Source organism: Blastococcus sp. SYSU DS0616 (genome assembly GCF_054051015.1).
In genome coordinates, this window is sequence record NZ_JBJHAJ010000009.1 from 100,528 (window position 1) to 121,447 (window position 20,920).

Annotated in this window: 20 protein-coding genes; all 20 read left to right on the forward strand. The window is 73.4% G+C overall.

Annotated features, from left to right (window positions below):
* Positions 1-2 precede the first annotated feature (2 nt).
* The 20 genes from argS to ACI79K_RS09265 all read left to right on the forward strand — a co-directional run bounded on the left by argS (position 3) and on the right by ACI79K_RS09265 (position 20,879).
* The gene (gene argS / locus ACI79K_RS09170) at positions 3-1,664 is read left to right on the forward strand and encodes an arginine--tRNA ligase (RefSeq protein WP_456599555.1); all 1,662 of its coding nucleotides are present in this window, start codon (positions 3-5) and stop codon (positions 1,662-1,664) included.
* A complete protein-coding gene (gene lysA, locus ACI79K_RS09175) occupies positions 1,664-3,157 on the forward strand; it encodes a diaminopimelate decarboxylase (protein ID WP_456589228.1) in 1,494 nt (497 codons plus the stop codon). Before argS ends, lysA begins: the two co-directional genes overlap by 1 nt.
* The gene (locus ACI79K_RS09180) at positions 3,154-4,452 is read left to right on the forward strand and encodes a homoserine dehydrogenase (RefSeq protein WP_456599556.1); all 1,299 of its coding nucleotides are present in this window, start codon (positions 3,154-3,156) and stop codon (positions 4,450-4,452) included. The genes lysA and ACI79K_RS09180 overlap by 4 nt, the downstream gene beginning before the upstream one ends.
* On the forward strand, positions 4,449-5,525 hold the full coding sequence (thrC, locus tag ACI79K_RS09185) for a threonine synthase (protein ID WP_456589226.1): 1,077 nt from the start codon (positions 4,449-4,451) through the stop codon (positions 5,523-5,525). Before ACI79K_RS09180 ends, thrC begins: the two co-directional genes overlap by 4 nt.
* A complete protein-coding gene (thrB, locus tag ACI79K_RS09190) occupies positions 5,522-6,475 on the forward strand; it encodes a homoserine kinase (protein WP_456589225.1) in 954 nt (317 codons plus the stop codon). The genes thrC and thrB overlap by 4 nt, the downstream gene beginning before the upstream one ends.
* 247 nt (positions 6,476-6,722) lie before the next feature.
* Positions 6,723-8,903 carry a transcription termination factor Rho gene (rho, locus tag ACI79K_RS09195; protein ID WP_456589224.1) on the forward strand — a complete coding sequence of 727 codons (2,181 nt, stop codon included), beginning with the start codon at positions 6,723-6,725 and terminating at the stop codon, positions 8,901-8,903.
* A gap of 136 nt (positions 8,904-9,039) precedes the next feature.
* A complete protein-coding gene (gene rpmE / locus ACI79K_RS09200; protein ID WP_456589223.1) occupies positions 9,040-9,273 on the forward strand; it encodes a 50S ribosomal protein L31 in 234 nt (77 codons plus the stop codon).
* 114 nt (positions 9,274-9,387) lie between these two features.
* Positions 9,388-10,467 (forward strand): peptide chain release factor 1, encoded by a 1,080-nt coding sequence (gene prfA, locus ACI79K_RS09205; RefSeq protein ID WP_456589222.1) that lies wholly within the window; start codon positions 9,388-9,390, stop codon positions 10,465-10,467.
* A gap of 11 nt (positions 10,468-10,478) precedes the next feature.
* Positions 10,479-11,321 carry a peptide chain release factor N(5)-glutamine methyltransferase gene (prmC, locus tag ACI79K_RS09210; protein ID WP_456599566.1) on the forward strand — a complete coding sequence of 281 codons (843 nt, stop codon included), beginning with the start codon at positions 10,479-10,481 and terminating at the stop codon, positions 11,319-11,321.
* 17 nt (positions 11,322-11,338) lie between these two features.
* Positions 11,339-11,986 carry an L-threonylcarbamoyladenylate synthase gene (locus ACI79K_RS09215; RefSeq protein WP_456599557.1) on the forward strand — a complete coding sequence of 216 codons (648 nt, stop codon included), beginning with the start codon at positions 11,339-11,341 and terminating at the stop codon, positions 11,984-11,986.
* 174 nt (positions 11,987-12,160) lie between these two features.
* Positions 12,161-13,465 (forward strand): serine hydroxymethyltransferase, encoded by a 1,305-nt coding sequence (locus tag ACI79K_RS09220; protein ID WP_456589220.1) that lies wholly within the window; start codon positions 12,161-12,163, stop codon positions 13,463-13,465.
* A 3-nt stretch (positions 13,466-13,468) separates the two neighbouring features.
* On the forward strand, positions 13,469-14,737 hold the full coding sequence (locus ACI79K_RS09225; RefSeq protein ID WP_456589219.1) for a glycosyltransferase family 4 protein: 1,269 nt from the start codon (positions 13,469-13,471) through the stop codon (positions 14,735-14,737).
* Positions 14,734-15,216, forward strand: a complete 483-nt coding sequence (locus tag ACI79K_RS09230; RefSeq protein WP_456589218.1) for a hypothetical protein — start codon at positions 14,734-14,736, stop codon at positions 15,214-15,216. The genes ACI79K_RS09225 and ACI79K_RS09230 overlap by 4 nt, the downstream gene beginning before the upstream one ends.
* Before the next feature lie 128 nt (positions 15,217-15,344).
* The gene (locus ACI79K_RS09235; protein WP_456589217.1) at positions 15,345-15,560 is read left to right on the forward strand and encodes an AtpZ/AtpI family protein; all 216 of its coding nucleotides are present in this window, start codon (positions 15,345-15,347) and stop codon (positions 15,558-15,560) included.
* Entirely contained in the window at positions 15,557-16,384 is an 828-nt protein-coding gene (atpB, locus tag ACI79K_RS09240; protein ID WP_456589216.1) for a F0F1 ATP synthase subunit A, read from the forward strand. The genes ACI79K_RS09235 and atpB overlap by 4 nt, the downstream gene beginning before the upstream one ends.
* 108 nt (positions 16,385-16,492) lie before the next feature.
* Positions 16,493-16,726 carry an ATP synthase F0 subunit C gene (gene atpE, locus ACI79K_RS09245; protein WP_346619795.1) on the forward strand — a complete coding sequence of 78 codons (234 nt, stop codon included), beginning with the start codon at positions 16,493-16,495 and terminating at the stop codon, positions 16,724-16,726.
* A gap of 55 nt (positions 16,727-16,781) precedes the next feature.
* Complete coding sequence (locus ACI79K_RS09250) at positions 16,782-17,345, forward strand: F0F1 ATP synthase subunit B (RefSeq protein WP_456589215.1); 564 nt, start codon at positions 16,782-16,784, stop codon at positions 17,343-17,345.
* Entirely contained in the window at positions 17,345-18,217 is an 873-nt protein-coding gene (locus tag ACI79K_RS09255) for a F0F1 ATP synthase subunit delta (RefSeq protein WP_456599558.1), read from the forward strand. The genes ACI79K_RS09250 and ACI79K_RS09255 overlap by 1 nt, the downstream gene beginning before the upstream one ends.
* Before the next feature lie 49 nt (positions 18,218-18,266).
* Positions 18,267-19,904: a F0F1 ATP synthase subunit alpha gene (gene atpA / locus ACI79K_RS09260; RefSeq protein WP_456589213.1), complete on the forward strand. Its 1,638-nt coding sequence runs from the start codon at positions 18,267-18,269 to the stop codon at positions 19,902-19,904.
* A gap of 3 nt (positions 19,905-19,907) precedes the next feature.
* A complete protein-coding gene (locus tag ACI79K_RS09265) occupies positions 19,908-20,879 on the forward strand; it encodes a F0F1 ATP synthase subunit gamma (RefSeq protein WP_456599559.1) in 972 nt (323 codons plus the stop codon).
* The last annotated feature ends 41 nt before the right edge of the window (positions 20,880-20,920 follow it).

The following is a 20,920-nucleotide window of genomic DNA, read 5'->3' on the forward strand; positions in this document are numbered from 1 at the left end:
GGGTGACACCGGAGCAGCTTCAGGACGTCGTTCGTACCGCCGTGGCCGCGGTCGTCGAGCGAGGCGCGCTGCCCGTCGATGTCCCCGCGGAGGTCGTCGTCGAGCGGCCGCGCAACCACGAGCACGGCGACTACGCCACCAACGTCGCCCTGCGGCTGGCCAAGCCCGCCGGTCGCCCGCCGCGTGAGGTCGCCGACCTGCTGGCCGCCGAGCTGCGCACGCACGCGGGTATCGCCGGCGTCGACATCGCCGGGCCGGGCTTCCTCAACATCACGCTCGCCCAGGGCGCGCTCGGCCTCATCGCCGTCCAGGCCGTGACCGCCGGGGACGCGTACGGGCGCACCGGGGCCCTCGCCGGGCAGCGGCTGAACGTCGAGTTCGTCTCGGGCAACCCGACCGGCCCGCTGCACATCGGGCACACCCGGTGGGCCGCCATCGGGGATGCGCTGTCCCGGCTGGTGGAGGCCGCCGGCGCCGAGGTGACCCGCGAGTACTACATCAACGATGCCGGCGCGCAGATCGACCGGTTCGGCCGCAGCCTGCAGGCCGCGGCCCACGGGCGGGCGGTGCCCGAGGACGGGTATGCCGGCGCCTACATCGACGAGATCGCCCAGCAGATCCGCATGTCCGAACCGGATGTGCTGGACCGCGACGACGCCGCCCAGCTGCACGTCTTCCGCGAGCGCGGCATGGAGTTGATGCTGACCGAGATCCGGCAGTCGCTGCTCGACCTCGGTGTCGAGTTCGACGTCTGGTTCAGCGAGCGGGAGCTGCACCGGTCGGGAGCCCTGGACAAGGCGCTCGCCCGGCTGCGGGAGCAGGGCCACGTCTACGAGGCCGACGGTGCGGTCTGGTTGCGGACGACGGACTTCGGCGACGACAAGGACCGGGTGCTGGTCAAGGCCGACGGCGAGACCACCTACTTCGCCTCCGACTGCGCCTACTACCTGGACAAGCGGGCCCGCGGGTTCGACCGGGTCGTCATCGTGCTGGGGGCCGACCACTCGGGCTACGTCGGCCGCTACAAGGCGCTCGTCGCGGCGACCGGCGACGATCCCGAGGCGAACCTGGAGATCGTCCTGGGCCAGCTGGTGAACCTGGTGCGCGACGGTGCCCCGGTCCGCATGAGCAAGCGGGCAGGGACGATCGTGCTGCTCAGCGACGTCGTCGACGCCATCGGGGTGGACGCGGCGCGCTACGCCCTGGCACGTGCCTCGATCGACCAGCAGATCGACATCGACGTCGACCTGTGGAGCCGGCGCACCAACGACAACCCGGTCTTCTACGTCCAGTACGCGCACGCCCGCATCTCCTCGGTGCTGCGCAACGCCGCCGACCTCGGGATCGCGCTGGGCGAGGCGGCCGATGTCGACGGCGCCGCCCTGGTGCACGAGCGGGAGAACGACCTGCTGCGGGCGATCGGCGAGTTCCCGCGGGTGCTCACCTCCGCCGCCGAGCTGCGCGCGCCGCACCGGGTGGCCCGCTACCTGGAGGAGCTGGCCGGCACCTACCACCGCTTCTACGACGCCTGCCGGGTGCTGCCCCGCGGCGACGAGGAGACCACCCCGCTCACCACCGCCCGGCTGTGGCTGTGCGCGGCGACCGCGGTGGTGCTGCGGAACGGCCTCGGGGTGCTCGGCGTCACCGCGCCGGAGCGCATGTGATGCGGGCCCACCCCGCAGGGCCGCTGCACGGGACCATCACCCCGCCGACGGCCGCCGGCGCGCCGCCGGCCGAGCTCGGGTCGCTCGACCCGCACGTCTGGCCCCGGACGGCGCGGCGGGTCGACGGCGAGCTGCACCTCGGCGGCCGCCCGGTGACCGATCTCGCCCGCGCGCACGGGACGCCGCTGTTCGTCCTGGACGAGGACGACTTCCGGGGGCGCGCCGCGGAGTTCGCCGGGGCGTTCGCCGACGCCGACGTCCACTACGCCTCCAAGGCGTTCCTCTGCGGCCAGGTGGCCCGGTGGATCGCCGATGACGGCCTGCACCTGGACGCCTGCAGCGGCAACGAGCTGGCGCTGGCCCTGGCGGCCGGCTTCCCCGCGGAGCGGATCGCGCTGCACGGCAACAACAAGTCCCTGGTCGAGCTGCAGCTGGCCGTCGACTCCGGCATCGGGCACGTCGTCCTGGACTCCTTCGACGAGATCGACCGGCTGGTGCCGCTCGCCGAGAAGCGGGTCGCCGATGGCGGGACGCCGGTGCCGGTGCTGATCCGCGCGACGGTCGGCATCGAGGCGCACACCCACGAGTTCATCGCCACCGCGCACGAGGACCAGAAGTTCGGCTTCTCCCTGGCCACCGGTGACGCGCTCACCGCGGCGGTGCGGGTCATCCGCGAGCCCGCGCTGCGGCTGACCGGCCTGCACAGCCACATCGGGTCGCAGATCTTCGACACCGCCGGCTTCGAGGCCGCGGCGCACCGGGTCGTCGGGCTGATGGGGCAGGTGCACCAGGCCACCGGTCAGGTGCTTCCCGAGCTCAACCTCGGCGGCGGCTTCGGCATCGCCTACCTGGCCGAGGACGACCCGGTCAGCCCGGTGGACGTCGCGACCCGGCTGCGCGCCGTCGTCGCCGCCGAGTGCGCCCAGCTGGGGCTGCCGGTGCCGCGCCTGGCGGTCGAGCCCGGTCGTGCGATCGCGGGCCCGGGCACGGTCACGCTGTACGAGATCGGCACGATCAAGCCGGTGCGGCTCGGCGCGAGCGGGGCCCCGGGCGCGCCCCAGGTGCGCAACTACGTGTCGGTCGACGGCGGGATGAGCGACAACATCCGCACCGCCCTGTACGACGCGGCCTACACGTGCGTGCTGGCCAACCGCGTCTCCGATGCCCCGCCGGCCCTGTGCCGGGTGGTCGGGAAGCACTGCGAGAGCGGCGACATCCTGGTCCGGGACCTGTGGCTGCCCTCCGACGTCCAGCCGGGTGACCTGCTCGCCGTCGCCGCCACCGGCGCCTACTGCTGGTCGATGGCGAGCAACTACAACTACCTGCTCAAGCCCCCGGTGGTCGCCGTCCGGGACGGCGCCGCCAGGGAGATCGTGCGACGTCAGACACTGTCGGACGTGTTCGCCCTCGACGCGGTCCTCGCCGACCGCCCTGCCCCCTCGCCGGCCATCGACCAGCCGGCGCCCGAGCACCCCGCGGGAGCGACCTCGTGAACGGACCCCTCAAGGTGGCCCTGCTGGGCTGCGGGACGGTCGGCGGCGCGGTGCTGCGGGCGCTGCAGGAGCAGGCCGACGACCTCGGCGCGCGGATCGGCCGCCCGGTGGAGGTGGCCGGCGTCGCCGTGCGCCGCCCGGCGCACCACCCCGACGTCCCGGCGCACCTGCTCACCACCGACGCGCACGGGCTGGTGACCCGCGACGACGTCGACCTCGTCGTCGAGGTGATCGGCGGCATCGAGCCGGCGCGCTCGCTGATGCTGGCGGCGTTCGAGGCGGGCAAGTCGGTGGTCAGCGCGAACAAGGCGCTGCTGGCCGAGGACGGCGTCGCCCTGCACGCCGCGGCCGCGAAGGCCGGGGTGGACCTCTACTACGAGGCCGCGGTGGCCGGGGCGATCCCGATCCTGCGGCCGCTGCGCGAGTCGCTGGTCGGTGACCAGCTGTCCCGCATCGTGGGCATCGTCAACGGGACGACCAACTACATCCTGTCGCGGATGGCCGAGACCGGCGCCGGCTTCGGCGAGGCGCTGGCCGAGGCCACCGAGCTGGGCTACGCCGAGGCCGACCCGACCGCCGACGTGGACGGTTTCGACGCCGCCGCGAAGGCCGCGATCCTCGCCTCGCTGGCGTTCCACACGCCGGTCTCGGCCGCGGACGTCCACCGGGAGGGCATCTCCACGGTGACCGCCAGCGACGTCGCCCGCGCCGCCGAGATCGGCTGCACGGTGAAGCTGCTGGCCATCTGCGAGCGCGTGCCCGCCACCGACGGCGACGGCGACTCGGTGGCCGTCCGGGTGCACCCGGCGATGATCCCGACCGCCCACCCGCTCGCCTCCGTCGGCGGCGCGTTCAACGCCGTCTTCGTCGAGGCCGAGGCGGCCGGGCAGCTGATGTTCTACGGCCAGGGCGCCGGGGGAGAGCCCACCGCCAGCGCCGTCCTGGGGGACCTCGTCGCCGTCGCCCGCAACCGCGTGGCCGGCGCCTCGGGCCAGGGCCCCACCGGCTACGCCGACCTCGCCGTCCGTCCCATGGCCGAGACGCCGACGCGCTACCACGTCAGCCTCGACGTGGCCGACAAGCCGGGTGTGCTCGCCGCCGTCGCGCAGGAGTTCGCGCAGCACGGCGTGAGCATCTCCACGGTCCGGCAGACCGGCCGCGGGGACGCCGCGACGCTGGTCATCGTGACCCACAGCGCCCCGGACGCGGCGCTGTCGGCCACCATCGCCGCGCTGCGGGAGATGCCCGCGGTCCGGGGCGTCACCAGCGTGCTGCGCGTGGAGGGTCTGTCATGACGGTCTCGTCGTCGGTCGTGTCCCCGGGCTGGCCCGGTCTCATCGAGGCCTACCGGTCCCGCCTGCCGGTCTCCGGCACGACCCCGGTGGTCACGCTGCAGGAGGGCGCCACCCCGCTGGTGCCGGCGCGCGAGCTGTCGCGGCGCACCGGCTGCGACGTCTACCTCAAGGTCGAAGGGGCGAACCCCACCGGCTCCTTCAAGGACCGCGGGATGACGATGGCCATCACCAAGGCGCTCGAGGAAGGGGCGCAGGCGGTCATCTGCGCCTCCACCGGCAACACCAGCGCGAGCGCCGCGGCCTACGCCGCCCGCGCCGGCATGACCTGCGCCGTCCTCGTGCCCCAGGGCAAGATCGCGATGGGCAAGCTGGCCCAGGCGCTGGTGCACGGCGCCAAGCTGCTGCAGGTCGACGGCAACTTCGACGACTGCCTGGCGCTGGCCAGCAAGCTGGCGATCGACTACCCGGTCAGCCTGGTCAACAGCGTCAACCAGTACCGGATCGAGGGGCAGAAGACCGCCTCCTTCGAGATCGTCGACGTGCTCGGCGACGCCCCGGACATCCACTGCCTGCCGGTGGGCAACGCCGGCAACATCACCGCCTACTGGCAGGGCTACCGCGAGTACGCCGACGACGGCCCCGCCACGCGCACACCGCGCATGTGGGGCTTCCAGGCCGCCGGCGCGGCTCCGATCGTCACCGGCCAGGTGGTGGAGAACCCGAGCACCATCGCCACCGCCATCCGCATCGGCAACCCCGCCTCGTGGACGAAGGCGCTGGCCGCGCGCGACGAGTCCGGCGGGCGCATCGACGCCGTCACAGACCGGGCGATCCTGTCGGCCTACCGGCTGCTGGCCCGCAGCGAGGCGGTCTTCGTCGAGCCGGCGTCGGCGGCGTCGGTCGCGGGCCTCCTCCAGGTGGCCGACGCCGGGGAGCTCGAGCCCGGCCAGCGGATCGTCTGCACCGTCACCGGGAACGGTCTCAAGGACCCGGAGTGGGCGATCTCCGGCGCGCCGGCGCCGCTGACCGTGCCGGTCGACGCCGCGGCCGCCGCGGCGCAGCTCGGGCTGTGAGCGTCCTCGACCCCGACCGGGTGACGATCCGCGTCCCGGCGACCAGCGCGAACCTCGGGCCGGCGTTCGACTGCGCCGGCCTGGCGCTGACCCGCCACGACCACGTCTCCTTCGCGGTCGAGCCCGGCGGGCTGTCGGTCGAGGTGCAGGGCACCGGTGCGGGCGAGCTGCCCACCGACGAGTCGCACCTGGTGGTGCGCGCCTTCCGCGCCGCCTGCGCCGAGCTGGGCTGGACGCCACCGGGCCTGCGGGTGGTCGCCGAGAACGCGATCCCGCAGGGCCGGGGGATGGGCTCCTCCGCCGCGGCCGTCGTCGCGGGGGTCCTGGGGGCCTGGTCGCTGTGCCCGGACGTCGACACGGTCGACGGGAACGCCGTCCTGCGGCTCACCACCGAGCTGGAGGGTCACCCCGACAACGTCGCCGCCTGCCTGCTCGGCGGGCTGACGTTGTCGTGGACCGGTGAGCGGGGTGTCGGCGCGGACAGCCTGCCCGTGCACGAGGACGTGCTCCCCGTGGTCCTCGTGCCGGACGCGACGCTGTCGACGGAGGTGGCCCGCGGGTTGCTGCCGGACGTCGTGCCGCACGCCGACGCCGCCTTCAATGCGGGCCGGTCAGCGCTGCTGGTGCACGCCCTGACCTCGGGCACCTCGATGCTCGAGGCCACCGAGGACCGCCTGCACCAGCGGCAGCGCACCGCGGCGATGCCGGGCACCCTCGCGCTGATCGACCGCTTGCGCGAGGCCGGGCACGCGGCGGTCGTCTCCGGCGCGGGGCCGTCGGTCCTGGTGCTGGGCCGGCGGACGGTGCGGAGCGACGACCGGGCGGCCGGGGCCGAGGAGATCGAGGAGATCGCCGCGCTGGTTCCCGGGAACTGGTCGGTGCTGCCGCTCGAGGTGGACCCGACGGGGGCGCGCGTCGACCGCCCCGTGCGCCAGGTATCGTCTCGATAACGGGGAACACGCCGAGATCATCCGGTGTTGTCCTGCCCGTGAGCTGCGACTAGGCTCACGGCGTAGCCGCCCACTCGGGTGAGCCTCGCGCGGGGCCGAAGCAGATGTCCGAACCTCTTCGCCGCTGATCCGCCTCGCACCTCTCGACCTGTCTCCTGACGCGCACCCGCCCTCCGGGCCGGTCCGCCGGGGACCGGGCACCCCCTGCGCTGAGACGCGCAGGTCACCCGCAGGGAAGGACCTGTACGTGAGCGAAACCACCGACCTCGGCACGACCGGCGCGCCCGATGCCGCCGCCTCCGCCGAGGGCACTGCCGCTTCTGGGACGGCGGGCCGTCCCCGCCGCCGCGGCAACGGGCTGTCGGGCATGCTCCTGCCCGAGCTGCAGCGCCTGGCCGGCGAGCTGGGCATCCCCGGCACCGGCCGGATGCGCAAGAGCGACCTGGTCGCCGCCATCTCCGCCCGCCAGGTGGGCGCCGGCTCCGAGGGCGGCGCGCCTGCGCCGCAGACGGAGAGCGGCTCCACCGGCGGCACCGACGCCCCGGCCGGCGTCGCCGCGTCGGCGGCCCCCCTCGAGGCCCCGGTCAGCGGCGGCGCCAACGGCGGCCCCCTGACCACGGAGGCGCCGGTCCGCACGCGGCGTGCGGCCAGCCGCCCCGCCGGATCGCCCGGCGCCCCCGCCGAGGGCTCCGCCCCAGCGGTGGGATCGCCCGGCGCCCCCACCGAGGGCTCCGCGCCGGCGGTGTCCGCCCCGGCGGAGGCTCCCACCGAGGCCCCGGCGGTCCCCGCAGCTGAGTCGGCACCGGCCGGCCCGCGCGAGGACGAGCAGCGCGACGGCGACCGTCCGCAGCGCACCCGCGGCCGCAACCGCGGCGAGCGGGACGGCAGCCGTGACGGCGGCCGGGAGAACAACGACCGCGCCGAGCGGGGCACCCCCCGCGACGGGGGCGAGCGCGCCGGCAACCGCGACGGCGGCCGGGAGAACAACGACCGCGCCGAGCGCGGCGCCACCCGCGACGGCGGCGACCGCGCGGAGCGGGGCAACCGGGACGGCGGCGCCCGCGACGGCAACCGGGGCCCCGACCGGGACCGCAACGACCGGGGCGGTCGGCCGGACAACCGCACCGACAACCGCACCGACGGCGGCCGCAACGAGCGCCCCGCCGAGGACGACGACGAGGACTTCGAGGGTGGCCGCGGTCGCCGCGGTCGCCGGTACCGCGACCGCAACAAGCGCGGCGGCGGCAACCGGGACCGCTTCGAGGCGGGCGAGCCGACCGTCAGCGAGGACGACGTCCTGCTGCCCGTCGCCGGCATCCTCGACGTCCTGGACAACTACGCGTTCGTCCGGACGTCGGGCTACCTGACCGGGCCGAACGACGTGTACGTCTCGCTGTCGCAGGTGCGCCGCTACGGGCTGCGCCGCGGTGACGCCATCACCGGCGCGGTCCGCCAGCCGCGCGAGGGCGAGCGCAAGGACAAGTACAACGCGCTGGTCCGCCTCGACACGGTCAACGGGCTGGACCCGGAGCAGGCCCGCAACCGGCCGGAGTTCACCAAGCTCACCCCGCTCTACCCGCAGGACCGCCTGCGGCTGGAGACCGAGCCGCACCTGCTGACCACCCGGGTCATCGACCTGGTCATGCCGATCGGCAAGGGGCAGCGCGCGCTGATCGTCAGCCCGCCCAAGGCCGGCAAGACGATGGTGCTCCAGTCGATCGCCAACGCGATCACGACGAACAACCCCGAGTGCCACCTGATGGTCGTCCTGGTCGACGAGCGTCCGGAAGAGGTCACCGACATGCAGCGCTCGGTGAAGGGCGAGGTCATCGCCTCGACCTTCGACCGGCCGCCGGCGGACCACACCACCGTGGCGGAGCTCTCCATCGAGCGGGCCAAGCGCCTGGTCGAGATGGGCCACGACGTCGTCGTCCTGCTGGACTCGATCACCCGCCTGGGCCGCGCCTACAACCTGGCGGCCCCCGCCAGCGGGCGCATCCTCTCCGGCGGTGTCGACTCCACGGCGCTCTACCCGCCCAAGCGCTTCCTCGGCGCGGCCCGCAACATCGAGAACGGTGGCTCGCTGACGATCATCGCCTCGGCGCTGGTCGAGACCGGCTCCACGATGGACACGGTCATCTTCGAGGAGTTCAAGGGCACCGGGAACGCCGAGATCAAGCTGGACCGCCGGCTGGCGGACAAGCGGGTCTTCCCGGCGGTCGACGTCAACGCGTCGGGCACCCGCAAGGAGGAGATCCTCATGTCGCCCGACGAGCTGGCCATCGTCATCAAGCTGCGCCGGGTGCTCGCCGCGCTTGAGCCGCAGCAGGCCCTGGAGCTGCTGCTCGACAAGCTGAAGAAGACGCGCAACAACGTCGAGTTCCTCATGCAGATCCAGAAGACGACGCTGGGCCCCGGCGGGGAGTGACCCTCCCGCCCGCCGGCGGGGCTCGAGCATCAGGGATACTGAGCAGCTGAGCCCCGTCGGCGCGGCCGGAAATAGCCGTCCGGTCCCCGGCGTTCACAGCACTGAACGACACAGACTCCGCAGAAGAGGCGCAGCCATGAAGCCCGACATCCACCCGGCCTACAACGTCACCACCGTGACCTGCGGCTGCGGCAACACGTTCACCACCCGCAGCACGAGCCCGACCGGTCAGCTGACCGTCGAGACCTGTTCCGCCTGCCACCCCTTCTACACCGGCAAGCAGCGCATCCTCGACACCGGCGGTCGCGTCGCCCGCTTCGAGAAGCGGTTCGGCAAGCGCGCCGCCGGCGCCTCGACCGACGCCCAGTAGCACCCCCGACGGCGCCCGTCCCACCCTCGCGGTGGGACGGGCGCCGTCGTCATGTCCAGCTCCGTCCGGCTGCTCCACGGTGGTGGAGCACCCCCGTCCCGAGAGGCAGCAGCGATGAGCAGTACCGAGACGTCGGCGCCCGACCGGCTGGCCGGGCTGCTCGCCGAGCACGCGCGCCTCGAGCAGGAGCTGGCCGACCCGGCGGTGCACGCCGACCAGTCCCGCGCCCGCCGGATGGGTCGTCGCTACGCCCAGCTGGCTCCGCTCGTGGAGACCGCTCGCGCGCTCGACGAGGCGCGCGACGACCTCGGCGCGGCCCGGGAACTCGCCACGGAGGACGCATCCTTCGCCGCGGAGGCGACCGCGCTCGAGCGGCGGATCGCCGCGTTGACCGACCGGCTGCGCGAGCAGCTGCTGCCCAAGGACCCCGACGACGACAAGGACGTCATCCTCGAGATCAAGGCGGGGGAGGGCGGCGCGGAGTCGGCGCTGTTCGCCGGCGACCTGATGCGCATGTACCTGCGCTACGCCGAGCGGCGCGGGTGGTCCACCGAGGTGCTCGACGCCGTCGAGGCCGAGCTCGGGGGGTACAAGGACGTCGCGATCGCGGTCAAGTCCCGCACCGACGAGGGCATCTGGTCGCGGCTGAAGTTCGAGGGCGGCGTGCACCGGGTCCAGCGGGTGCCCGTGACCGAGAGCCAGGGGCGCATCCACACCTCCGCGGCCGGGGTGCTCGTGCTGCCCGAGGCGGAGGAGGTCGACGTCAGCGTCGACCCGAACGACCTGCGCATCGACGTCTTCCGCTCCTCGGGCCCGGGCGGGCAGAGCGTCAACACCACCGACTCCGCGGTCCGCATCACCCACCTGCCCAGCGGCATCGTGGTCAGCTCGCAGAACGAGAAGAGCCAGCTGCAGAACCGGGAGTCCGCGCTGCGCGTGCTGCGCGCCCGGCTGCTGGCGGCCGCCCGCGAGGAGGCCGCGGCGACCGCGAGCGACCAGCGGCGCAGCCAGGTGCGCACCGTCGACCGCAGCGAGCGGGTGCGCACCTACAACTTCCCGGAGAACCGCATCTCCGACCACCGGGTCGGCTACAAGTCGCACAACCTCGACCAGGTGCTCGACGGCGACCTCGACGGCGTCATCGACGCGCTGGTCAGCGCCCACACCGCCGAGCTGCTGGCGGCCGGCTCCTGAGCGCCCGCGCGCTGCTCACGGCGGCGTCCCGCCGCCTCGCCGAGGCCGGCGTCGAGTCGCCGCGGGTGGACGCCGAGCTGCTGCTCGCCCACGTCCTCGGGGTGGCACGCACCCGGCTGCTGACCCTGGACGCCGTCGACGACGCGGCCGCCGAACGGTTCGAGGAGCTGCTCGGCCAGCGCGCCGACCGGGTGCCGCTGCAGCACCTGACCGGCCGGGCGCCCTTCCGGTACCTGGAGCTCGCGGTCGGGCCCGGGGTGTTCGTGCCGCGGCCGGAGACCGAGCAGCTGGTGGGCTGGGCCCTCACGCGGCTGGCCGGCGTCGCGGCGCCCGTCGTCGTCGACCTCGGCTCCGGCTCGGGGGCGATCGCCCTCTCCCTCGCCCACGAGCACCCCGGCGCGCGGGTGACGGCGGTGGAACGCGATCCCGGGGCGATCGGCTGGACCCGGCACAACGCCGCTGCCCGCGCCGCGGCGGGGGACACCCCGGTCGACGTCGTCGCCGGGGACATGACCGATCCGGAGCTGCTGCGGGAGCTGGACGGCGCCGTCGACCTCGTGGTCAGCAACCCGCCGTACGTGCCCGACGGCGCGCGGGTGCCCCGGGAGGTCGCCGACCACGACCCCCCGCTGGCCCTCTGGGGCGGCCCCGACGGGCTGGACGTCGTGCGCGGGCTGCTGGTCACCGCGGCCCGGCTGCTGCGGCCCGGCGGCTGGCTGGGCATCGAGCACGCCGATCAGCAGGGGAAGGCACTGCCCGCCGTCGTCCGCGCCCACGGCGGGTTCACCGACGTCCACGACCACCCCGACCTCGCCGGCCGCCCCCGCCACACCACCGCTCGCCGCTCCGGCTGAGCCCTGCGGAAGACTGCATGTCCGTGGCCGACCTCTACGACTGCTCCGACCCCGAAGCCCGCGCCGCCGGCCTGGACGCCGCCGCGGCGGCCATCAGCCGGGGTGAGCTGGTGCTGCTCCCGACCGACACCGTCTACGGCGTCGCCGCCGACGCCTTCGCGCCCGCAGCGGTGACCCGGCTGCTGGCCGCCAAGAACCGGGGGCGGGCCATGCCGGTCCCGGTGCTCGTCGGCGAGGCCTCCACCCTGGCCGGGCTGGTGCTGCAGACCCCCGCGGTCGCCACGCGCCTGGCGCAGGAGTTCTGGCCCGGTGGGCTCACCCTCGTGCTCGAGCACGCCCCGTCGCTGGCGTGGGACCTCGGTGACGCCGAGGGCACGGTGGCCGTCCGGCTGCCCGACGACGAGCTCACCCGCGACCTGCTCCGCCGCACCGGGCCGCTCGCCGTCTCCAGCGCCAACCGCTCCGGTCGCCCCGCGGCGACCAGCGCGGAGGAGGCCGTGCAGCAGCTCGGCGAGCACGCCGCGGTCGTGCTCGACGGCGGCCCGCGGGACAGCTCGGCGGCGAGCACGATCGTCGACTGCACCGGCCCCGCACCTCGGGTGCTGCGCGTCGGCGCCGTCCCGGTCGAGCGGCTGCGCGAGATCGCGCCCGAGCTCACCGACTAGGAGGACCCCCGTCCTCCCCACCCTGCGCACGCTCAGGGCGGGCTCCGGGGGACGGGGCCGCTTCTCGGGTCACCTGTCCGCACGCGTCGGAGGGATACCGTGGAGCACTGACCGCCGCGCGCCCGGAGCCGGGTACCGCGGGCGCCCGCACGGACGTTCTGGAGCGCGACCGAAATGAGCACGCCCTACTGGGGACCGGACTTCGGGGCCCTGGCCGCCGTCGATCCCGACATCGCCGACGTGGTCACCGACGAGCTGGACCGGCTGCGCGGTGGGCTGCAGCTGATCGCCAGCGAGAACTTCACCAGCCCGGCCGTCCTCGCGGCGCTCGGCAGCACGCTGTCGAACAAGTACGCCGAGGGTTACCCGGGGCGCCGCTACTACGGCGGGTGCGAGGTCGTCGACCGCGCCGAGGAGATCGGCATCGCCCGGGCCAAGGAGCTCTTCGGCGCCGAGCACGCCAACCTCCAGCCGCACTCCGGCGCCAACGCCAACCTGGCCGCGTACGGCGCCTTCCTCCAGCCGGGTGACACCCTCCTCGCCATGGCGCTCCCCCACGGCGGGCACCTGACCCACGGCGCGAAGGTCTCCTTCTCCGGCAAGTGGTTCAACGCGGTGCAGTACGGCGTGGACCCGCGCACCGAGCACATCGACTACGACCAGGTGCGCGACCTCGCCCGGGAGCACCGGCCCAAGATGATCATCTGCGGCGGCTCGGCCATCCCGCGGCTGATCGACTTCCCGCTCTTCCGGGAGATCGCCGACGAGGTCGGGGCGATCCTGATGGTCGACGCCGCGCACTTCATCGGCCTGGTCGCCGGCAAGGCGATCCCGAGCCCGGTGCCCTACGCCGACGTGGTCACCTTCACCACCCACAAGGTGCTGCGCGGGCCGCGCGGCGGCGCGATCGTGTGCAAGGCGGAGCACGCCAAGGCCATCGACAAGGCGGCCTTCCCGATGATGCAGGGGGGCCCGCTCATGCACGCCGTCGCCGCCAAGGCGGTGAACTTCAAGGAGTGCCTCCAGCCGGAGTACCAGGCCTACGCCCGCCAGGTGATCGCGAACGCGCAGGCGCTCACCGAGGGCCTGGCCGCCGAGGGGCTGCGGCCGGTGGCCGGCGGCACCGACACCCACCTGGCGCTGCTGGACCTGCAGGAGACCGGGGTGACCGGTGCCGACGCCGAGGCCCGGTGCGGCGCCGCCGGCATCGTGCTGAACAAGAACGCGATCCCGTTCGACCCGCAGCCGGCCTCGGTCGCCTCGGGCATCCGGGTCGGCAGCCCCGCGGTCACCACCCAGGGCATGACCGAGGCCGACATGAAGTCGATCGCCTCGCTGATCGGTGCCGCGATCCGGGACGCCGACGGCAGCCGCACCGCCGAGGTGGCCGCGGGTGTCCGCGAGCTGGTCGGTGCCCACCCCGCCTACCCTCACCCGACCCGGCCGACTGCCTCCCCCGAGCCGACGCGGACCGTCTGACCCGTGCGCGAGTACGTCGTCGTCCTGCTCACCGCGGCGCTGGTCACCTTCCTGGCCACGCCCGTGGTGCGGATGATGGCGATCCGGCTGCGGATGATGGCGGCCCCGCGTGAGCGCGACGTGCACGTCATCCCGACCCCGCGGGGCGGCGGCGTCGCCATGTACCTGGGCGTGGTGGCCGCCGTCCTGGTCGCCTCGCGGCTGCCGGCGCTGCAGCGGACCTTCGACGACACCCAGGTCTACGCGGTGCTCGTCGCGGGCGGGCTCATCTGCGCGCTCGGGGTGCTCGACGACAAGTGGGGCCTGGACGCGCTGACGAAACTCACCGGTCAGATCGCCGCCGCGGGCGTGATGGTCCTCATCGGCGTGCAGCTGGCGTTCCTCTTCCTGCCGTTCGCCGACATCGGCACCGTCTCGCTCGGCCCGGACGTCGGTGTGCCGCTGACCATCCTGCTGACCGTGTTCGCGGTGAACGCGCTGAACTTCATCGACGGGCTCGACGGCCTCGCCGCGGGGGTCTCGGCGATCGCCGCGCTCGCGTTCTTCGCCTACAGCTACAACCTGGGGCTGACCGGCTACGGCGACGTCGCGAGCGCCCCGGCACTGATCACCGCGGTGCTGGCCGGGACCTGCCTGGGCTTCCTTCCGCACAACTTCAGCCCGGCGCGGATCTTCATGGGCGACTCGGGCTCGATGCTCGTCGGGCTCATGCTGTCGGCCGCGGTGGTCACCGCCACCGGGCGGGTGGACGCGCAGACCTTCGGCTCCGCCGCCAGCCTGCTGCCCCTGACGCTGCCGCTGCTCGTGCCGATCGCCATCCTCTTCATCCCCTTCACCGACCTGGTGCTGGCCGTCGTCCGGCGCACCCGCGCGGGACGCTCACCGTTCTCTCCGGACAAGATGCACCTGCACCACCGGCTGCTGTCGATCGGGCACTCGCACAAGCGCGCGGTGCTCGTCATGTACTTCTGGGCGGCCCTGCTCTCCTTCGGCGCGGTCGGGCTCTCCATCACCGGTGGGCAGGTCGAGCTGCTCGTGGCGATCGCCGTCCTGCTCGTCGTCGGCGTGGTCGTCGTGCTCAGCCCGCGGGCGCGCCGGGCGGCCCGGGAGGCCCGCGCCGCCGAGATGGAGGCGCAGCGCCGGCGCAGCCGGGCCGACCACCCGACCGCACGTGCCGCCGTCCCCCGGGCGGCGCCGCACCGCCGGGCCGCCGGGGTTGCACCACCCGCCGCTGGGACCAGTTCCCCTGATCCCCGGGAGACCGTCGGATGAGCACCTCACGCACCACCCCGCCGGCCACCGGCGGCACCTGGGACGTCTCCTTCCTCCGCGTCGGGGCCCTCGTCACCGCCGCCGTCGCGGTCGTCGCGGCAGCGCTGGCGTGGCTGCTGGGGGAGGGCAGCGACGCGGTGGCGGTGCTGGTCGGCGCGGTCATCGTCACGGCGTTCTTCGCCGTCTCCGGCCTGGCGGTGGCCTGGGCCGGCCGGATCGGTGACACGCTCACGCTCCCGGTGGCGCTGCTCGCGTTCATGGTGAAGGCGATGGTGCTCTTCGGCGTGCTGCGCGCCCTGCCCGAGGAGGGCTGGCTCGACCAGCGGACGCTCGCGTGGTCGGTCGTGGTCGGCGCGCTCCTCTGGAGCGGGATCCAGCTGCGCTGGGTGTGGACGCGGCAGGTGTTCTACGTGCCCCCGCCGGCACCACCCGGACGGGGGACCGTCGAGCACCCGCCGAGCGGCGGCGGGGACGGCTGATAGTGTCCGAGCCGATGGCCGACAAAACCTCCGGAGACGGAGGCGCTCGTCCACGCCCTGCGAGCCCGGCTCGTCAGCCCTCCGGGGCGGACGCTGGCTGGGCGGTCACCGGGACGATCCTCTCCGGGATGGCCGTGTGGGGCGGGGTCGGGTGGGTGCTCGACCGGTGGCTGGAGACGCGGTTCTTCCTGCCGGTGGGCATCCTTCTCGGAGTCGCGGTTGCCATCTACGTGGTCGCCGTGAAGTTCGGGGCCTTCGACCCGCTCCCCGGGTCGGAGGAGGCCAGCAGCACCCAGGGCGGGCGACGAAGCCCGCCCGGCAGGACGCAGAAGGGACGAAGGTGACCTCCAGCGCTTCCGCGCTCAGCGGCGTGCTCGCTGTGGAGAGCGATCCCGGCGGCGGTTTCACGCCCCCGGGGATCGGCGAGTTCTTCCCCGAGACCCTCTTCGGCTTCTCGTTGCTCGGCATCCAGTTCGACTTCGACCGGATCATCCTGGCGATGTGGCTGGCCACCGCCGCGATGCTGGTCTTCCTGGTGCTGTCGGCGCGCAAGGCGGCGATCGTCCCCGGCCGGCTGCAGTTCATCGGCGAGTCGGGCTACTCGCTGGTGCGCGACGGCATCGCCCGCGACGTGGTCGGCCCCAAGGGGCTGCCGTTCGCCCCCTTCCTGGCCTCGCTGTTCTTCTTCATCCTGGCCAACAACCTGCTGGCGATCATCCCCGGCATCCAGATCTCGCCGATGGCGCGGTTCGCCTTCCCGCTGGTCCTGGCACTGATCTGCTGGGTCGTCTACATCGGGGTCGGCATCAAGAACCAGGGCCTGTGGCCCTACTTCCGCGACATCATGTTCCTGCCGGGTGTGCCGAAGCCTGCCTACATCCTGGTGACGCCGCTGGAGATCCTGCAGAACTTCGTCGTGCGGCCGTTCACCCTGGCGATCCGGCTCTTCGCCAACCTCTTCGCCGGCCACATGCTGCTGGTCACCTTCGCGCTGGGCGCCACCTACCTGTTCACGGTGGGCAACTTCTCGGCCGTCTTCGGCCCGCTGTCGGCGCTCATGGCGATCGTGATGACGTTCTTCGAGCTGCTGATCATCTTCCTGCAGGCCTACGTCTTCACCATGCTGATGGGCACCTACCTCAACGGTTCCGTCGAGGCCGCGCACTGATCTGATCAGGTGGCCGCGCCGCGGTCGCCCCACGCACTGCACCACCCGCACGATCCCGCCAGCCGCCCGGTAGCTACCGGGCGACCGACACAGGAGGAACACCCCGCAATGGACGTTACGGCAGAACTGGTCGGCAGCATCGGCTCGGTCGGCTACGGCATCGCCACGATCGGCCCCGGCATCGGTGTCGGTCTGGTCTGGGCCGCCTACATCCAGGCCACCGCCCGCCAGCCCGAGTCGGCCGGCCTGACCCGTACCTACGCCTTCCTCGGCTTCGCCCTCGCCGAGGCGCTGGCCCTCATCGGCTTCGTCGCCCCCCTCGTCTACGGCACGGGCAGCTGATCCCTACCCGTCGCACGGGTACGGATCACCGATTCCAGACAGGGACGTGCAGAGCATGAGCATCCTGGCCGCCGAACAGCCGAGCGTGCTTCTCCCACCACTCGGCGAGATCATCATCGGGCTGATCGCCTTCCTGATCCTGCTGTTCGTGATCGCCAAGTTCGTCGCGCCCCGCTTCGAGCAGGCCTTCCAGGCCCGCCGCGAGGCGATCGAGGGCGGCATCGAGCGCGCCGAGGCCATGCAGGCCGAGGCGAAGGCGGCGCTCGAGCAGTACCGGGCGCAGCTCGCCGAGGCGCGCACCGAGGCCGCGCAGATCCGGGACCAGGCCCGCGCCGAGGGCCAGCAGATCCTCGAGGAGCTGCGGGCGCAGGCGCAGGAGGAGTCGGCGCGGATCGTGGCGCGGGGCGAGGAGCAGATCGCTGCTTCCCGCCAGCAGGTCGTGCACGAGCTGCGCGGCCAGATCGGTGCTCTCGCCGTCGAGCTCGCCGGGCGGGTCGTCGGGGAGTCCCTCGCCGACGAGGCGCGCCGGCAGGGCACCGTCGACCGCTTCCTCGACCAGCTCGACGGCATGGTCGGGACCGGTCGGCGGGGCGGCGCGACCGCCGAGAGCGCGCGCTGATGGAGGCCTCGAGCCGCGCCGCGCTCCTCGTGGCCCGTGAGCGACTGGCCGAGCTGACCCGGGACCCCTCGGGGCTCCTGGGCCGTGCGCGCGACCGGATCACCGGTCAGGCGCGGGCCACCTCCGCCGAGGACCTGCTCACGCTGGCCGGTGAGCTGTTCTCGGTCGCGCGACTGCTCCAGGCGCAGCCGTCGCTGCGGCGGGCGCTGTCCGACCCCGCGGGCAAGCCGGAGGAGCGGGCCGCCCTGGTGCAGCGGCTGTTCGCCGACCGCCTCTCCCCGGTCGGGCTCGACCTGCTCGGGGTCAGCGTGCGGCAGCGCTGGTCGCGTCCCCTGGACCTGGTCGAGGCCGCCGAGGACCTGGCGACCGAGGCAGCGCTGGACGCCGCCGACGTCCGGAACGAGCTGGACGACGTGGAGGACGAGCTCTTCCGCTTCGGCCGGATCGTCTCGGGCGACCGCGAGCTCTCGCGCATCCTCAGCGACCGGAGCGCCTCCCCGCAGGGCAAGGGGGAGCTGCTCGAGCGGTTGCTGTCCGGCCGGGTCAGCCCGGTCACCGAGCTGCTGCTCCGCAACGTCCTGACCGGCTCGCACGTCGGTCAGGCCGCGGTGGCCGTCGAGCGGCTCTCCGAGGCCGCCAGCCGCCGTCGTGGTCAGTCGGTCGCCCGGGTGACGACGGCGGTGCCGCTCACCGCCGCCCAGGAACAGCGGCTGACCGAGGTGCTCGGCCGCCTGTACGGGCGGACCATCGGGCTGCAGGTGACCGTCGACCCGACGGTGCTCGGCGGCCTCCTCGTCCAGGTGGGCGACGAGGTCATCGACGGCAGCATCGCGCATCGGCTGGAAGCCGCCCGACGGCAGCTCGCCGGCTGACCGCCCACCACCACTGATCACGACCCCGCAGGGAAGAGGACTCCACGCCATGGCCGAGCTGACGATCTCCGCAGACGAGATCCGCAGTGCCATCCAGAACTACGTCACCGAGTACTCGCCTGACGTGTCCCGCGAAGAGGTCGGGATCGTCACCGAGGCCGGCGACGGCATCGCCCGGGTCGAGGGCCTGCCCTCCGTCATGACCAACGAGCTGCTCGAGTTCGAGAGCGGCGTCCGCGGCCTGGCGCTGAACCTGGACACCCGCCAGATCGGTGTCGTCGTCCTGGGTGACTTCGCCGGGATCGAGGAGGGGCAGCAGGTCCGCCGGACCGGGGAGGTCCTCTCCGTCCCCGTCGGTGACGGCTACCTCGGGCGCGTGGTCGACTCGCTCGGCAACCCGATCGACGGTGCCGGCCCGATCGCCACCACCGGCCGGCGCGCCCTGGAGCTGCAGGCGCCCACCGTGGTGCAGCGGCAGTCGGTGCACGAGCCGATGCAGACCGGCATCAAGGCCATCGACGCCATGACGCCGATCGGCCGGGGGCAGCGGCAGCTGATCATCGGTGACCGGCAGACCGGCCGGACGGCGATCGCGATCGACACCATCATCAACCAGCGCCAGGCCTGGGCGACCGGCGACCCGAAGCAGCAGGTCCGCTGCATCTACGTCGCCGTCGGCCAGAAGGGCTCGACGATCGCCTCCATCCGCGCGGCCCTCGAGGACGCCGGCGCCCTGGAGTACACGACGATCGTCGCCGCCCCCGCCTCGGAGGCCGCCGGCGTGAAGTACATCGCCCCCTACACCGGCTCGGCCATCGGACAGCACTGGATGTACGAGGGCAAGCACGTCCTGATCGTCTTCGACGACCTGTCCCGCCAGGCCGAGGCCTACCGCGCCGTCTCCCTGCTGCTGCGCCGCCCGCCGGGCCGCGAGGCGTACCCGGGTGACGTCTTCTACCTCCACTCCCGGCTGCTGGAGCGCTGCGCCAAGCTCTCCGACGAGCTCGGCGGTGGCTCCATGACGGGTCTGCCCATCGTGGAGACCAAGGGCAACGACGTGTCGGCGTACATCCCGACCAACGTCATCTCGATCACCGACGGCCAGATCTTCCTCGAGACGGGTCTGTTCAACTCCGGTGTCCGCCCCGCCATCAACGTCGGCATCTCGGTGTCCCGCGTCGGCGGCTCCGCGCAGATCAAGGCGATGAAGTCGGTCGCCGGCCGGCTGCGCCTGGACCTCGCGCAGTACCGCGAGCTCGAGGCGTTCGCCTCGTTCTCCTCCGACCTGGACGCCTCCAGCCGGGCCACCCTGGAGCGCGGTCAGCGTCTGGTCGAGCTGCTCAAGCAGGGCCAGTACTCGCCGTACCCTGTGGAGCGCGAGGTCGTGTCGCTGTGGCTGGGTACGACCGGCAAGCTCGACCGCGTCCCGGTCGCCGACGTGCGCCGCTTCGAGTCCGAGTTCCTGGAGTTCGTCGGCCGCGGTGACAACGCCGTCTTCGAGTCGATCCGCCAGACGAAGAAGCTGGAGGACGACGCCGTCGCCAGCCTCGAGCGGGCGGTGGAGACCTTCTACGGGCAGTTCACCACCTCCGAAGGGCAGTCGCTCGCGGGCAACGAGCCCGAGGCCGAGGCCATGGACGCCTCGGAGCGGGGCCAGGAGCGCGTCCAGGTCAAGCGGGGCAGCTGACCCATGGCCGCTTCTCTCCGCGCGCTGCGGCGCCGCATCCGCTCCACCCAGTCGACGAAGAAGATCTTCTCGGCCCAGGAGCTGATCGCCGGTGCCCGCATCGTGCGCGCCCAGGCCCGGGTGGAGGCGTCCAAGCCCTACGCCCGGGAGATCACGCGCGTGCTGTCGGCGCTGGCGTCCTCGGCGTCGCTGGACCACCCGCTGCTGACCGAGCGGGAGAACCCGCGCCGGGCGGCGGTCCTGGTGATCACCTCCGACCGCGGGTTCGCCGGGTCCTACAACGTCAACGTGCTCCGGCGGACCGAGGAGCTGCTCGCCCTGCTGCGGCAGGAGGGCAAGGAGCCGGTGCTGTACGTCGTCGGCCGGAAGGGGGAGACCTACTACTCCTTCCGCGACCGCCCGACGGCCGGCACCTTCACCGGGTTCTCGGAGCAGCCGGGCTACGCCGACGCCCAGGAGGTCGGTCGCGTCCTCATCGACGCCTTCACCGCGGGTGAGGACGACGACGAGTCCGGGGCCGGCACCGACGGCGCCCAGGGCGTGGACGAGCTGCACATCGTCTACACCGAGTTCCGGTCGCTGCTCTCGCAGGTCCCGGTCGCCCGGCGGATGGCTCCGCTGGAGGTCGAGGAGGTCGACGAGTTCGACTACGAGCGGGAGGAGCGGGCGTCCGGCGGGGCCGGCGACACCGGCATCCCGACGTCGTACGAGTTCGAGCCCTCGGCCGAGGGGCTGCTCGACGCCCTCCTGCCGAAGTACATCACCACGCGCATCTACGCAGCGATGCTGGAGGCGGCCGCCTCCGAGTCCGCCTCGCGTCGCCGGGCCATGAAGTCGGCCTCGGACAACGCCGAGGAGCTGGCGAAGAACCTGTCCCGGCAGGCCAACCAGGCGCGCCAGGCGGAGATCACGCAGGAGATCAGCGAGATCGTCGGCGGCGCCGACGCGCTGGTCTCCTCCGGCGCCAACGACTGACCCCACCGAACAGCAGACACCCGAGCCCCAGGGCAGGAGAG

Excerpts from the sequence above, each read along its gene's own strand:
- ACI79K_RS09235 (WP_456589217.1), top strand. The coding sequence starts at position 15,345 with ATGGCCGTGTGGGGCGGGGTCGGGTGGGTGCTCGACCGGTGGCTGGAG.
- ACI79K_RS09255 (WP_456599558.1), top strand. The coding sequence starts at position 17,345 with ATGGAGGCCTCGAGCCGCGCCGCGCTCCTCGTGGCCCGTGAGCGACTG.
- atpA (WP_456589213.1), top strand. The coding sequence starts at position 18,267 with ATGGCCGAGCTGACGATCTCCGCAGACGAGATCCGCAGTGCCATCCAG.
- prfA (WP_456589222.1), top strand. The coding sequence starts at position 9,388 with ATGAGCAGTACCGAGACGTCGGCGCCCGACCGGCTGGCCGGGCTGCTC.
- lysA (WP_456589228.1), top strand. The coding sequence starts at position 1,664 with ATGCGGGCCCACCCCGCAGGGCCGCTGCACGGGACCATCACCCCGCCG.
- ACI79K_RS09250 (WP_456589215.1), top strand. The coding sequence starts at position 16,782 with ATGAGCATCCTGGCCGCCGAACAGCCGAGCGTGCTTCTCCCACCACTC.
- ACI79K_RS09220 (WP_456589220.1), top strand. The coding sequence starts at position 12,161 with ATGAGCACGCCCTACTGGGGACCGGACTTCGGGGCCCTGGCCGCCGTC.
- ACI79K_RS09230 (WP_456589218.1), top strand. The coding sequence starts at position 14,734 with ATGAGCACCTCACGCACCACCCCGCCGGCCACCGGCGGCACCTGGGAC.
- ACI79K_RS09215 (WP_456599557.1), top strand. The coding sequence starts at position 11,339 with ATGTCCGTGGCCGACCTCTACGACTGCTCCGACCCCGAAGCCCGCGCC.
- ACI79K_RS09265 (WP_456599559.1), top strand. The coding sequence starts at position 19,908 with ATGGCCGCTTCTCTCCGCGCGCTGCGGCGCCGCATCCGCTCCACCCAG.
- rpmE (WP_456589223.1), top strand. The coding sequence starts at position 9,040 with ATGAAGCCCGACATCCACCCGGCCTACAACGTCACCACCGTGACCTGC.
- atpE (WP_346619795.1), top strand. The coding sequence starts at position 16,493 with ATGGACGTTACGGCAGAACTGGTCGGCAGCATCGGCTCGGTCGGCTAC.
- thrC (WP_456589226.1), top strand. The coding sequence starts at position 4,449 with ATGACGGTCTCGTCGTCGGTCGTGTCCCCGGGCTGGCCCGGTCTCATC.